The sequence below is a fragment of the Jiella marina genome, assembly GCF_024359545.1.
GTDB lineage: Bacteria > Pseudomonadota > Alphaproteobacteria > Rhizobiales > Rhizobiaceae > Jiella.
Genome location: NZ_JAKQZG010000003.1, coordinates 289,890 through 302,627, shown reverse-complemented (window position 1 = coordinate 302,627; position 12,738 = coordinate 289,890). Strand labels below are relative to the sequence as shown.

At 64.4% G+C, this 12,738-nt stretch carries 10 protein-coding genes and 1 tRNA gene; 3 read left to right on the top strand and 8 right to left on the bottom strand.

Going from position 1 to position 12,738, the window contains the following annotated elements:
* Positions 1-19 precede the first annotated feature (19 nt).
* Both tig and MF134_RS07515 read right to left on the bottom strand, forming a co-directional pair.
* A complete protein-coding gene (tig, locus tag MF134_RS07520) occupies positions 20-1,384 on the bottom strand; it encodes a trigger factor (RefSeq protein ID WP_255338807.1) in 1,365 nt (454 codons plus the stop codon).
* Positions 1,385-1,470: 86 nt separating this feature from the next.
* Positions 1,471-1,555 (bottom strand) — tRNA-Leu (locus MF134_RS07515).
* A gap of 409 nt (positions 1,556-1,964) precedes the next feature.
* On the opposite strand from MF134_RS07515, the gene MF134_RS07510 reads away from it, so the two are divergent.
* Positions 1,965-2,108, top strand: coding sequence for a DUF1127 domain-containing protein (locus MF134_RS07510; RefSeq protein ID WP_255338806.1), 144 nt, complete (start codon positions 1,965-1,967; stop codon positions 2,106-2,108).
* A gap of 377 nt (positions 2,109-2,485) precedes the next feature.
* Complete coding sequence (gene trmFO / locus MF134_RS07505) at positions 2,486-3,907, top strand: methylenetetrahydrofolate--tRNA-(uracil(54)-C(5))-methyltransferase (FADH(2)-oxidizing) TrmFO (protein WP_255338805.1); 1,422 nt, start codon at positions 2,486-2,488, stop codon at positions 3,905-3,907.
* A 30-nt stretch (positions 3,908-3,937) separates the two neighbouring features.
* Here the strand turns inward: trmFO and MF134_RS07500 are convergent, their stop codons facing one another.
* From MF134_RS07500 to yajC, 5 genes are all read right to left on the bottom strand, one after another.
* Complete coding sequence (locus MF134_RS07500; protein WP_255338804.1) at positions 3,938-5,818, bottom strand: DUF4153 domain-containing protein; 1,881 nt, start codon at positions 5,816-5,818, stop codon at positions 3,938-3,940.
* A 110-nt stretch (positions 5,819-5,928) separates the two neighbouring features.
* Entirely contained in the window at positions 5,929-6,783 is an 855-nt protein-coding gene (locus tag MF134_RS07495; protein WP_255338803.1) for a phytoene/squalene synthase family protein, read from the bottom strand.
* Positions 6,784-7,168: 385 nt separating this feature from the next.
* Positions 7,169-7,558, bottom strand: coding sequence for an Mth938-like domain-containing protein (locus MF134_RS07490; protein ID WP_255338802.1), 390 nt, complete (start codon positions 7,556-7,558; stop codon positions 7,169-7,171).
* 4 nt (positions 7,559-7,562) lie between these two features.
* Positions 7,563-10,154: a protein translocase subunit SecDF gene (gene secDF / locus MF134_RS07485; protein ID WP_255338801.1), complete on the bottom strand. Its 2,592-nt coding sequence runs from the start codon at positions 10,152-10,154 to the stop codon at positions 7,563-7,565.
* A gap of 128 nt (positions 10,155-10,282) precedes the next feature.
* Positions 10,283-10,624 (bottom strand): preprotein translocase subunit YajC, encoded by a 342-nt coding sequence (gene yajC / locus MF134_RS07480; protein ID WP_255338981.1) that lies wholly within the window; start codon positions 10,622-10,624, stop codon positions 10,283-10,285.
* 210 nt (positions 10,625-10,834) lie between these two features.
* Here yajC and MF134_RS07475 point away from each other — a divergent pair, with 210 nt between their 5' ends.
* Positions 10,835-11,743 (top strand): ATP-binding protein, encoded by a 909-nt coding sequence (locus tag MF134_RS07475; RefSeq protein ID WP_255338980.1) that lies wholly within the window; start codon positions 10,835-10,837, stop codon positions 11,741-11,743.
* Positions 11,744-12,082: 339 nt separating this feature from the next.
* Here the strand turns inward: MF134_RS07475 and MF134_RS07470 are convergent, their stop codons facing one another.
* Positions 12,083-12,736 carry a DsbA family protein gene (locus tag MF134_RS07470; RefSeq protein WP_255338800.1) on the bottom strand — a complete coding sequence of 218 codons (654 nt, stop codon included), beginning with the start codon at positions 12,734-12,736 and terminating at the stop codon, positions 12,083-12,085.
* Between the last annotated feature and the right edge of the window lie 2 nt (positions 12,737-12,738).

Here is a 12,738-nt window from a genome sequence, read left to right as displayed (position 1 = left end):
TGCGATGTCGCGGGCGCTGTCAGGCGCTGAGGGCGGCTGCGCTGTCCTCTTCGTCTTCCGCCATCAGCTCTTCCTTGGTGACCGTCTTGTCGGTCACGTCGGCCTGTTCCAGGAGATGGTCGACGACCTTCTCCTCGTAGAGCGGCGCGCGGATGCTGGCGAGCGCTTCCGGATTCTCCTGGAACATCTTCAGGACTTCCTGTTCCTGACCCGGATAGCGACGCATCTGCTCGAAGACGGCCCGCTGCAGTTCCTCTTCCCCGACCTGGACGCCGGCCTTTTCGCCGATTTCGGACAGGACGAGGCCCAAGCGCACGCGGCGCTCCGCCAGACGGCGATATTCCTCGCGCGCCTTCTCCTCGGTCGTGTCCTCGTCCTCGAAGGTCTTGCCGCTCTCGGTGAGTTCGCGCTGGACCTGGTTCCAGATGTTCTCGAACTCGGCATCGACGAGCTTGTCCGGCAGCGCGAAGTCGTACTGCTTGTCGAGAGCATCGAGCAGCTGGCGCTTGACCTTCTGGCGGGTCGCCATGCCGTACTGGCTCTGGATCTGGTCGCGAACGACCTCCTGCAGCTTCTCGAGGGATTCGAGACCAAGCTTCTTGGCCATCTCGTCGTCGATGGCGGTCTCGGTCGGGGCGGAAACGGTGTGGACCTTGGTCTCGAAGGTCGCGGCCTTGCCCGCCAGATGTGCGGCGCCGTAATCCTCGGGGAAGTTCACCTCGACGGTCTTCTCCTCGCCCTTCGACACGCCGACGAGCTGCTCCTCGAAGCCGGGGATGAAGCGGCCGGAGCCGATGACCAGTTCGGCGCCCTCGGCCGCACCGCCCTCGAAGGGCTCGCCGTCGATCTTGCCGACGAAGTCGAGCGTGACCTTGTCGCCATTCTCGGCAGCGCCGTCCTTCTCTTCATAGGTGCGCGCATTCTCGGCGATCCGCTCGACCTGCTCGGCGACTTCCTCGTCCGAAACCTCGACGATCGGCCGCTCGATCTTGATACCGCTGGAATCCTGGACCTCGAAGTCGGGCAATGCCTCGTAGGACACCGTGAACTTGAAGTCGCTCTGGCCGCTGAGAACCTTGTCGGCCTCGCCCTCGTCCTCGGTCATGGCAATTTCGGGACGCATGGCCGCGCGCTCCTTGCGCTCGGCGATGACGCTGCTCGGCGTGCTGTTGAGGATCTCGTTGACGATCTCCGCCATCAGCGACTTGCCGTACATCTTGCGCAGATGGGAGACAGGCACCTTGCCGGGCCGGAAACCCTTGAGCTGCACCTTGTCCTTGGCCTCGAAAAGCCGCGTCTGAAGGCGCGCCTCAAGGTCCGAGGCGGGCACGACAATCTCGATCTCGCGCTTGAGGCCCTCGGCCTTGGTTTCCGTTACCTGCATTCTCGATACCTTCTCGATCCTGTTGTCCTCCCCACAGTCCGCCCTCTCATGGAGCGGCCGCGAGCAGTCTTATTGAAATTGGGCAATGGTGCGGGTGGAGGGACTTGAACCCCCATGCCTCTCGGCGCTTGGACCTAAACCAAGTGCGTCTGCCAATTCCGCCACACCCGCGAGGCGCATCAGCCACGGACGTCGCGAAGCGCGCGCCTCTATATCACCGCGATTTTGACCACGAAAGGGCAAAAACCAAAGAGTTTCGCACGCCGCGGCACGATCGCCCGCCCCGACCGGCCGCCCGTCGAAAGCCGGGCTGCCATGGCCAAGGGCCAGACACAATAATGCAGATGAGTTGACGAATTGCTTCGACCTTGCCCGCATCGACTTCTCTAATCCTTTGTCATGCCTGAATAAATCCGCATGATTGTTGCATTGCACAATCCGCAAAGCAGCCATGCATCCGGGCCTCTACCTGGCTGGCCCCCTCCTGCATAGCTTTGGCGTCAACAGGGAGCGACGAAGCGCTCAGCGCAGCGCCCCGCTCACCGCACGAAACATCAAGACGACATTCGGAGTTGAACACATGAACATCGTTCGTTCCTACAAGACCTGGCGCCGCTACCGCGAGACGGTCAACGAGCTGAACCGCCTGTCCCAGCGCGAACTCGCCGATCTCGGCATCTCCCGCGCCGACATCCACCACGTCGCTCGCCAGACCGAACTCTAATCCCATTCGCAGTTCGTTGCGGCTCACCTCCTCCCGAGCCGCTTCGGAACGTGATCTGCCAACTCTCCTCCCAACCGGCAGATCATGATCTCGTCGCCCGCCGGGTCCTCCCCCCGGCGGGCGACAAGGCCAAGGCAGTGTACGAGTTTCGCGCAAGCGAAGCGTGAGATTGAAGAGTTCTAAAGTTTCGCAAAGGCCCACCTCCTCCCGGGCCGGAGCGGATAAGACCTGCGATACCTCCTCCCATTGCAGGTCAAGAAAGCGACACCCGCCGGATCCTCCCCCGGCGGGTGTTGTCGTTTGGGGCCCTGTGCCCGAGAGGGCCGGAAAGCGCGGTCCCGGTTTCGTTTTCCCTGAAGCTCCATTACATATCGACCATGTCGAACGAACCCATTCATATCGTCGGCGGCGGACTCGCCGGCTCCGAAGCAGCCTGGCAGATCGCCGAGGCCGGCCTTCCCGTCGTCCTGCACGAAATGCGCCCCGTGCGCGGCACCGAGGCGCACAAGACGGACCAGCTTGCCGAACTCGTCTGCTCCAACTCCTTCCGTTCAGACGACGCGACGTCGAATGCGGTGGGGGTGCTCCACGCCGAGATGCGGCTTGCCGGCTCGCTGATCATGGCGATGGCCGACCGGCATCAGGTTCCCGCCGGCGGCGCGCTCGCCGTCGACCGGGAGGGCTTCTCGGCCGCCGTGTCGCAGGCTCTGGCCGACCATCCGCTGGTCACGATCGAACGTGGTGAGGTCGCGGGATTGCCGCCAGCCGAATGGGGCACCTCCATCGTCGCCACCGGACCGCTGACGGCCCCTTCCCTCGCCGAAGCGATCAGCGAAGCGACGGGCCAGGATGCACTGGCGTTCTTCGATGCCATCGCCCCGATCGTCCATTTCGATTCGGTCGACATGGACAAGGCCTGGTTCCAGTCGCGCTACGACAAGGTGGGCCCCGGCGGCACCGGCAAGGATTACATCAACTGTCCGCTCGACAAGGACACCTATGAGCGCTTCGTCGCCGCGCTCGTGGAAGGCGACCGCGCGTCTTTCAAGGAATGGGAAGGCACGCCCTATTTCGACGGGTGCCTGCCCATCGAGGTGATGGCCGAGCGGGGCCCGGAAACCCTGCGCCACGGCCCGATGAAGCCGATGGGCCTCACCAACGCCCATGATCCCGAGACGAAACCCTACGCCGTTGTCCAGCTTCGCCAGGACAATGCGCTCGGCACGCTCTACAACATGGTCGGCTTCCAGACGAAGCTGAAATACGGCGCCCAGGCCGAGATCTTCCGAATGATTCCGGGCCTGGAAAATGCCGAATTCGCCCGTCTCGGCGGGCTCCACCGCAACACCTATCTCAATTCCCCGGTGCTGCTCGATTCGACGCTCAGGCTGAAGGCGCGGCCGCATGTGCGCTTCGCCGGCCAGATCACCGGCTGCGAGGGCTATGTGGAATCGGCGGCCGTCGGGCTGATGACCGGCCGCTTCACCGCCTCTGAGCGCACCGGCACGGCGCTGAAGCCCCCGCCGCAGACGACCGCCGTCGGCGCGCTGATCGCTCATATTACCGGCGGGCATCTCGCCCATGAGGAAGATGGCGGCAAGCGGTCTTTCCAGCCGATGAACGTCAATTTCGGGCTGTTCGCGCCGCTCGAGCCGGGCGCGATCAAGAAGCCGGAAGGCCAGAAGCGCTTCCGCGGCAAGGAAAAGGCGATCGCCAAGAAACAGGCGCTGGCCAGTCGTGCGCTCGCGGATTTCTCGGCCTGGCTGGGACGACCGGCCGAGCAGCAGGCGGCGGAGTAGCCGCCTGCCGGCTCGCTATCGAGCCGACGTCTATGGGTTTTGGTCCGCCTCGGTCGGTCCTTGCGGCGTTCGATCGCTGCTCACGGACGCCGGCCAGTCCTCGCTGCGGTAGAAAACATCGGCGGTGAGAAAGTCGGCGTCGCCATCCATCCCCTCGATATAGCGCCGGACGAAGAGCCGCAGCCTTGGCCCGTCCGGATCGGTGAGATCGAGGACCGGCGCCACATTCTGATCCGTCGAACTCTCGAACAACTCCTCCGGCAATCGGTCGATCGCTGCCTTCAGCGGAAAGTGCACGGACTTGCCTCCGTATCGCGCGACAAGCTGTTCCCCATCAAGCACGAGCGACAGTCCGTCCGACATTCCGCCGGCCGGTCCGAAATCGGCCTGATCCCCTTCGATCGCGTTGGCCGTGCGATCGAGCGCTGCGCGATCGAACCCCTCGATCTTGATCTCGGCCCGGCGCATCGCTCCGAAGCCCCGTCCGACACTCATCTGAGGAATGACGGCGATCCCGAGCCCGCTCATTACCACGGACGCCGCGTTTTCGGGTTCGCCGCGCCGCGCGGCTTGCAGCCGTTCGGCGAGGTCCGGCTCCAGATAGGGCCTGAGACGATCGAGCCGGTCCGCATCCGCAAGAGCCCTTATGCGCGAACGCATTTCGCGCTGCTCGTCCGCATCCTCGTTCTCGGCTCGAATGACGATCGCTTCACCGCCTGGGACCCGCACGCCGAACTCGCTAACGAGCCGGGCAACCTGGCTGTCGGCGACCATGCTAGCCGCCCCCCACGGGCCGAAGGCGGAGAGGCCGAGCAGGAGAACGGGGATCGCCGCCATCACGCGCGTATCGCCCGAAAGTCGCGGCACGAGCTGAGCCAGGACGACGAGGATCGCGGCCGCAAAGCCGAGAGCCAGATAATAGCGCTGGAGGGTCACGCCTTCGGCATCTATGCGAATGGCGATGGCGAGAACCGCCAGACTAAGCGGGACGACCAGCATATAGGCCCAGAGCCGCGCGAAGATCCGGGCGGGCCAGGCGCCATCCGGCAGAAACGGATCGGCCGCAATCCGCAGCGTGAGGACGAAGAGCGCCGCAAAGGTGACGATCCATCCGATCTCGTTCTTCGGCAGAGTCGCCGTGACGGCGATCTTGGCCGCATAGAGGTGGAGGATGAATGCCGTCGCCAAGACCAGCGGCATCGCCACCCAGTCGATCAGGATCCTGACGCTCGCCTCCATGCGATCGAGGCCAAGCTCGATCGCCTCGTCGAAATCGTGAGGGATGCGACCGATCGCAAAGAGCGGTCCGACGAGCAGAAACGCAGTGGTGTAGATATGCTCATAGGCCTGCGAGCCGATGATCGTCTCGAAGAGAAAGCTGATCATCTCCAGAATTGCCGACAGGCCCAACACGAAAAGGAGGACCGAGAGAAAGGCGAGCGTCACGCCGACGGTTGTCCAGAGACCGAAGGCCCAGAAACGGTGGGGATCGCGCTGGCCGAGATAGGGCGCAAGCGGAATGGCCAGCGTGATGGCGGCCGTCAGGGCCGGCAGATGGCTTTCCGCCCGCCCGCCGAAATAGATGCCAACGAATGCGATGACCGCGACCACCAGCGTCAACAGGTGCGCCACGAGCTTGCGAAGCCCCCGCCCCTCGCAGAGGAGCATGGCGAAGATCGAGGCTGCCCCGCCCCCATAAAGCGCGGCCATCAGCCAGACAAAGCTGCGCGTATCGGGAACGTAGAAACCGGCAGCCGCCAGATTGCCGAGAAGCGTCATGGCGAGGATGGCGAAGGAGGCGATCGGGAAGCGGACGAAGGCCGTCTCGGCCCCCCGGGCCAGGGAACCGGCGAATCCGAGCCAGCGGCGGCGACGGGATCCTTCGCACTGTGTTCCAGCCGCCTGGTTCAAACCATCCCCTCCATTTCGGCGCGCCAGCGCGACCGCGCTCTTCGCAGGACCCGCATGCCGGACCGGGAGGTCGCGCGGCGTGCTGCGATTCCTCTGCCCTCGCCCACGCCTCAGGCCCGCATCATGCGCCAGTAGACGAACGCCTTCCGCGGCGAGGCGAAATCCGGCGATTCCTGCAGGAGCCGGATTCCTGACCGTTCGATTCGGTCCAAATATGGCACGGCCAGCAGAGCCGGCAGGAACGCGGGGCGCACAGGCTTCGGTACGGATCGATAATGACGGCGCGCCGCCTCCGCGTGATGACGCCCAAAGGCGACCATCGCGCTGATCGCCCGGGCGGCCGGCTCTTCTTCGCCCGCCATCAACTCTTCCGAGGTACAGCCCGCCGCGGCCAGAATATCGGCAGGGATATAGACCTGCCCCCGAGCGCGATGAATCGGAAGAAGCCGAAGGACACCTGCGACGGTCTGCGCGACGCCGGCATGGCCGGCGGCATCGGCGATCCCGTCGGCATGGTCGCGGGAAAGGACCGTCGCGGCCAGAATGATCAGGGTCGAGGCCGTTTCACCCGCATAGGCCTCGAACGCCGTCCGGTCCGGCATGGGATCGTCATAGACGTCGAAGATGCGCGCTTCGATCATGCGGTCGAAGGCCGGGCGCGGCAGGCGGTGGGTGTCGATTGCCTCGAGAAGACGGCTTGCCACGGGATGACCGGCGGCACCGCCGCCGGGTGTCGTCTCCGCCTCGCCCGTGCCGGCAATGACGTCGCGCCACCACTGCAGCCGGATCTCGCCGGGCAGCGGCTGGCTGATGTGATCGCGAACGCGGGCGATCTCGACATTGAACGCATAGAGCGCCGCGAGGTCTGCCCGCCGGTCTTCGGGAGCGAAGGCGAGCGACAGCACGCGGTCGCGGTCTTCCGCGTCAAGGAGGTCTCGGCAAGGATCAGGCGCGGTGGAGCTCATAGGGGGCTTTCATGCCGACTGCGGCCAGACGGAGAATGGGCAGGCTTGCCGGGACAATGGCAATGACAAACCTGAATTGCCGATGCACATCCGTACGCACTGGATCCCCCATGGTTCGACAGGCTCACCATGAGGGTGTCGGGCAATGCCATCAAAGTAATGGTGATAGCCCGCGGAGACTTCCATGATACCGAATCTCCCGCTGCAGTCCGCTCTGATCCTGTGCAGAAGCCCTCATCCTGAGCCTGTCGAAGGACGAGGGCGTCCGGGCGCCACGTCTGCTCGTAGTCGTTTGTGCGCAATCAGAGGTGCGCTCGCCGATAACAAATGGTCGCCCCGCTCTCCGAAGCCGCAGAAGAGCACCGCAACGATATCACCATGATAATCAGTCGACAGCGATCAGCGCGGCCCCGACCGGACGGCCTTCCGACAGCATGATGTTGAAGGTCCGCACAGCCGCTCCCGTCGACATCGGGTCGCAGGAAATGCCGGCCCGCTTCATCCGCTCACGAAGCCCCGCAGGCAGCCGCACAATGTCGCGCCCGGTCCCGAACAGGAGGAACCGGATGCCCTCATCTTCCTTGAAGACCAGGTTCAGCCGCTCGCCGGTAAACGGCTCCTCTGCCGTCGCATCCCATCCGTAGATGCCCGACGGCAGGCAGAGGATGGAGCCGCGATGGGACATGGAGGCGAAGCGGAAGCCGCCATTGCCATAGGCCTCGACCGGCGCCCGGCCCGGAAAATGGGCCTCGCGGATCTCGATTCCCTTCGGCATGGGCTCAGGCCTGCCCGGCGCCGAGCGTTCCCGGTTCCGCCGCCTTTCGGGCCTCCGCCTCTTCGGCGGCTTTCGCCGCCTCCTCCGCATCGAGCGGCCGCAGCTTGAAGAAGATCAGGACCGGCGCCGCCACGAAGATCGACGAGAAGGTGCCGATGATGACACCGAAGATCATCGAGGCCACGAAGGAGCGGATCACCTCGCCGCCGAAGACGAAGAGCGCCGTCAGGGCGAGAAGCGTGGTGACCGAGGTCATCGTCGTGCGCGACAGCATTTCGTTGTCGGACAGGTCGAGAAGCTCGCCGAGGGGCATCTTCTTGAACCGGCGAAGGTTCTCTCGAACGCGGTCGTAAATCACCACCGTGTCGTTCAGCGAATAGCCGACGATCGTCAGGATCGCGGCGATCGTGGACAGGCTGACATCGAGCTGCGTCACCACCAGGAAGCCAAGGGTGAGGATGACGTCGTTGACGGTGGCGATGGTCGCGCCCACGGCAAACTGCCATTCGAAGCGCAGCCAGACATAGACCATGATGGCGAGGAGCGCGGCCAGAACGCCGATGACGGCCGCCCAGGCGAGTTCGCCGGACACCGTCGGGCCGACGACTTCGGTGCGGCGGATGTCGTAGTCTGCGGTCAGGGCCTCAGTCGCCGTATCGACGAGGGCCTGCTGCGAGGCATCGGAGACTTCGCCCGAGGAACCGATGCGGATCAACGCCTCGCGCTCGGTGCCGAATTCCTGCACCTGCGGATCCGCGATCCCGGCATCGCCCAGCCGCTGGCGGATGTCGCCGATATCGGCCGCCCCCTCCTTCGCCTGAACCTCGACCAGCGTGCCGCCGGTAAAGTCGATACCGAAATTCGGCCCGACGGCGACGACCGAGATGATCGACGCCACACAGAAGGCCATGGAAAGCGCGAACATCTTCAGCCGCACCTTCATGAACGGAATGCGCGTCACCTCGGGAACGAGGCGGATGAAGCCCCGCGGCAGCTCGCGCGGCCGGCCGCGCTTCACCCATTCGGCGACGAGCCAGCGGGTGAGCGTGAAGGCGGTGAAGACCGTGGTGACGATACCGATCGCGAGGGTGACGGCAAAGCCGCGCACCGGGCCGGAGCCCAGGAAGAACAGCACCACGGCCGCGATCAGCGTGGTGATGTTGGCGTCCATGATGGTCGCCAGCGCCTTCTGGAAACCGACATCGATGGCCTGCACCACCGAGCGCCCTTGTCGGCGTTCGTCGCGAATGCGCTCGTAGATCAGGACGTTGGAGTCGACCGCCATGCCCACGGTCAGCACGATCCCGGCAATGCCCGGCAGCGTCAGCGTGGCGCCGATCGCCGTGAGGATCGCAAACAGGAGGATGACGTTCACCGCGAGGGCGATGTTGGCGATGATGCCGAGGAAGCCGTAGGCCGCCAGCATGAAGAGGACGACCGCGATCGCGCCGATGATGCCGGCGATCTCGCCGGCGGCGATCGAATCGGCGCCGAGGCCCGGTCCAACCGTGCGCTCCTCGATGATGTTCAGCGTCGCCGGCAGCGCGCCGGCTCTGAGGAGAACGGCAAGGTCGTTGGCGGTCTGCACCGTGAAGGAGCCGCTGATCTGGGCCTGCCCGCCGAGAATGGCGGTGCGGATGACCGGCGCGGACAGCACCTCGTTGTCGAGCACGATGGCGAAGGGCTTGCCGACATTGGCCTGGGTCACCCGGCCGAAGCGCTGGGCTCCCTGCGAATCGAAGCGGATATTGACGACCGGCTCGTTGGTCTGCGGATCGAAACCGGCCTGCGCGTCGGTCAGGTTCTCGCCGGAGACCATCACCTGTCGCTGGACGAGGATCGGCTGCGGCACGCTGTCGGTGGTGTAGAGCAGTTCCGAGCCGGCCGGAGCGCGGCTACCGCGGGCGACGGCCGACGGGTCCTCCGTCTGATCGACGAGCCGGAAGGTGAGCTTGGCGGTCTGGTTGAGAAGCGCCTTCAGCCGCTGCGGATCGCCGAGGCCCGGCACCTGCACCATGATGCGGTCGTCGCCCTGGCGCTGGATCACCGGCTCGGTCGTGCCGAGTTCGTCGACGCGCCGGCGCACGACCTCGATCGACTGGGTCACCGCCGTCGAGATGCGGTAGGCGACGCCCTCATCGGTCAGGCGGGCCGTCAGAACACCTTCGCTCGGCTGGTCGAGCGCCACTTCCGCGACCGATCCGCTGGCCAGGAGGCCGCCACTGGAAATCGGCTCGGTCAATGGTTCGAGCGCAGTGCGCGCGGCCTCCATCTGCGAGGGATCGCGCAGCCGGACCGTGACGGTCCGCTCATTCCCGGTGATCGCCGAATAGCCGATGCGCTCGGCGCGCAGATATTGCCGCGCATCGTCCTGAACCGATTGCAGCCGTTCGTCGATAAGCGACTGTCGGTCGATCTCGAGCAGGATGTAGGAGCCGCCCTGAAGATCGAGACCGAGCGTCACCGTGTCCTTCGGAACGAAGTCCGGCATCGCCTCGACCACGTTGCGCGGCAGGACATTCGGCGCTGCATAGACGAGACCGACAAGCACGGTCAGCCAAATCAGGATCGTCTTCCAGCGCGAAAAATACAGCATGTCGGTCTCGGCTATCAGGCGGCGTCATTTTCGACGCGGCCAAGTTTGAACGCCTTTTCCCCGCGCGGCCAGAAGCGGCGGCGCGGGGAAATCTTACGGCAGAACGCGCCGTTGGCTCAAGAAATTGACTATTTGTTGTTTGCGGCCGTCGGTTCGCCCTTGACCCGGACGTCGCTCACCATGGCCTGCAGCACCCGGACGCGGACCTGATCGGAGATCTGGACTTCGAGTTCGCCATTCTCCAGCACCTTGGTGACCCGGGCCACGATACCGCCGCCGGTGACGATGGTGTCACCGCGCCGAATGTTCTTCAGCATTTCCTCGCGCTTCTTCATCGCCGTCCGCTGCGGACGAATGATGAGGAAGTACATGATCGCGAAGACCGCGACGAAGGGCAGAATGGTGATAAGAATCTCGCTTCCGCCGCCAGTGGGAGCACCGGTCTGGGCGAAAGCCTCCGTCACGAACATCATCGACCTCGCTTGAATTCATGGGATGGCGCTGAACCGGAAAAGACCCTGACAGACCTGTCGCGGTTTTCGGCAAAACGCCTTCTTGACGTTGCGCGGAATATACGAACGGCCGGGTCGAATGCAACAAGCGGCCGAGGTTTGCAGTTTCGCGCGCCCGGTCCTATGCGGAGCGACGAGACGATCTTGGACCAGACGGACAGGCGGATGATGGAAAACGGCGAGCTTTCACGGATCACGGCGGCGCTGGAGTCGATCGCCCATAGCCTCGCAGAACTCACGCCCCGCCCCCCGCAGGCGCCGGACTTTGCGGCAGCCGATTGCTTCGTCTTCGAACCGCCTGCGGCGGTGAAGCCGGTGACGAAGGTCAATCGCGTTCCGATCGACCTCCTGCGCGGCATCGAGCGTTCCCGCGATATCCTGTTCGACAATACGCTGCGTTTCGCAAAAAGCCTGCCCGCCAACAACGCCCTTCTCTGGGGCGCCCGCGGCATGGGCAAGTCTTCGCTGGTCAAGGCGGTCCACGCCGCCGTCAATGTCGAGCTCGCCCGAACGGCCGGGAGCCTTGAGCGCGCGCTCAAACTCGTGGAGATCCATCGCGAGGATATCGCCCACCTCCCCCGGCTGATGGAGGTCCTGCGCAGCGTCGACCTCCCGGTCCTCCTGTTCTGCGACGATCTGTCCTTCGACCAGGACGACACGTCATACAAGTCGCTGAAGGCCGCACTCGAAGGCGGCGTCGAGGGGCGGCCGGAGAACGTTCTGTTCTATGCCACCTCGAACCGCCGTCATCTCTTGCCGCGCGACATGATCGAGAACGAGCGTGCGACCGCGATCAATCCGGGTGAAGCGGTCGAAGAGAAGGTTTCGCTTTCGGATCGATTCGGGCTGTGGCTCGGCTTCCACAATTGCAGCCAGGATCAATTCCTTGCGATGGTCGACGGCTATGCGGAGGCCTACGCGCTCAAAGGGCTGGTGGAGCCGGAAATCCTGCGTCGCGACGCGCTGGAATGGGCAACGACGCGCGGCGCGCGGTCCGGACGAGTCGCCTATCAGTTCATACAGGATCTGGCGGGCCGGCTGGGCCGGCCGCTCAATGCGACAGTCATCAGCGAATAGAGCCACCCAATTGATATGAGCCGGTAAGCGCCCCTCCTACCGGCCCATACCGCTCGGCTCGGCAGACGCGTCAGCGCCTGACTGGTCGAGCAAAGGCGTCTAGCACTGGCATGCAATGCAAACGCCCCGATATCGAAGATCGCGCCAAGGCAAAACCACCCTAGCCCACTGATTTCTCACTGTATACTAAGCGACCTTCCCGAAGTATCTTGAAAACGCGAATTTCGACTGACCCGCAACCGAGATCCAAGCGTTTCAGCGAGAACACCACAGTCAAGCGCACGTGTCGAGTAATTTTTATCAGAGCGATTTACATTTTTTGGCCGATTTACCGCTGCGTTATGTCCGGGCTTTGTGTCCCTGCAGAAAGCCGGAGACGCGCGGTAGGACGAATTCGGGGGGCCGGTAGCCGATGGTGATCGCGACATATCGGTCATGATGGTCCGGATCGGGGCCCGCCACCAGGGTCGGAAAGCCGGTGACGCCGGAGGATTGCGAGACCGCGAAGTCGGCGAGCGTCTCCTCGCGCGTGGCATCGTCCGTGAGGGCGAAGGCAAAGGCATTCGTTTCGAGCCCGACCTCTCCGGCAAGGTCGATGAGGATCGGCTCTTGCGTCACGTCGCGGTTCTCGGCGTAGAAGGCCCGCGCAATGCGCATCTTGAGGGCGAAGGTCCGGGCCGGATCGATCCGCCTCGCCGCGACCACGGCACGGGCGGCGGGTTCGGTGTCGTAGACGAAGCCGTCGCGCTCGAAGAATGTGTAGTCGAAGGGTTGGCCGCTCGCCTCCTCGACATGCCGCCAGTGGTCGCGGATCGTCGCCTTCTGGGCATCGTCCATGGGCGTCTGGGTGAACGGCCGCAGACCGCCCAGGACGAGACGCACGGCGAGGTCCGGATAGGTCTGGGCGATCTTGTCGATGACCGGCGCGAAACCCCAGCACCACGAACACATGGGATCGGCGAAATAAACGAGATGGGGCGGGTTGGAGACCATGG

Coding starts and splice junctions, on each gene's coding strand:
- tig (WP_255338807.1), bottom strand. CDS start 1,384: ATGCAGGTAACGGAAACCAAGGCCGAGGGCCTCAAGCGCGAGATCGAG.
- trmFO (WP_255338805.1), top strand. CDS start 2,486: ATGTCGAACGAACCCATTCATATCGTCGGCGGCGGACTCGCCGGCTCC.
- MF134_RS07495 (WP_255338803.1), bottom strand. CDS start 6,783: ATGAGCTCCACCGCGCCTGATCCTTGCCGAGACCTCCTTGACGCGGAA.
- MF134_RS07490 (WP_255338802.1), bottom strand. CDS start 7,558: ATGCCGAAGGGAATCGAGATCCGCGAGGCCCATTTTCCGGGCCGGGCG.
- secDF (WP_255338801.1), bottom strand. CDS start 10,154: ATGCTGTATTTTTCGCGCTGGAAGACGATCCTGATTTGGCTGACCGTG.
- MF134_RS07475 (WP_255338980.1), top strand. CDS start 10,835: ATGGAAAACGGCGAGCTTTCACGGATCACGGCGGCGCTGGAGTCGATC.
- MF134_RS07470 (WP_255338800.1), bottom strand. CDS start 12,736: ATGGTCTCCAACCCGCCCCATCTCGTTTATTTCGCCGATCCCATGTGT.
- MF134_RS07510 (WP_255338806.1), top strand. CDS start 1,965: ATGAACATCGTTCGTTCCTACAAGACCTGGCGCCGCTACCGCGAGACG.
- yajC (WP_255338981.1), bottom strand. CDS start 10,624: ATGTTCGTGACGGAGGCTTTCGCCCAGACCGGTGCTCCCACTGGCGGC.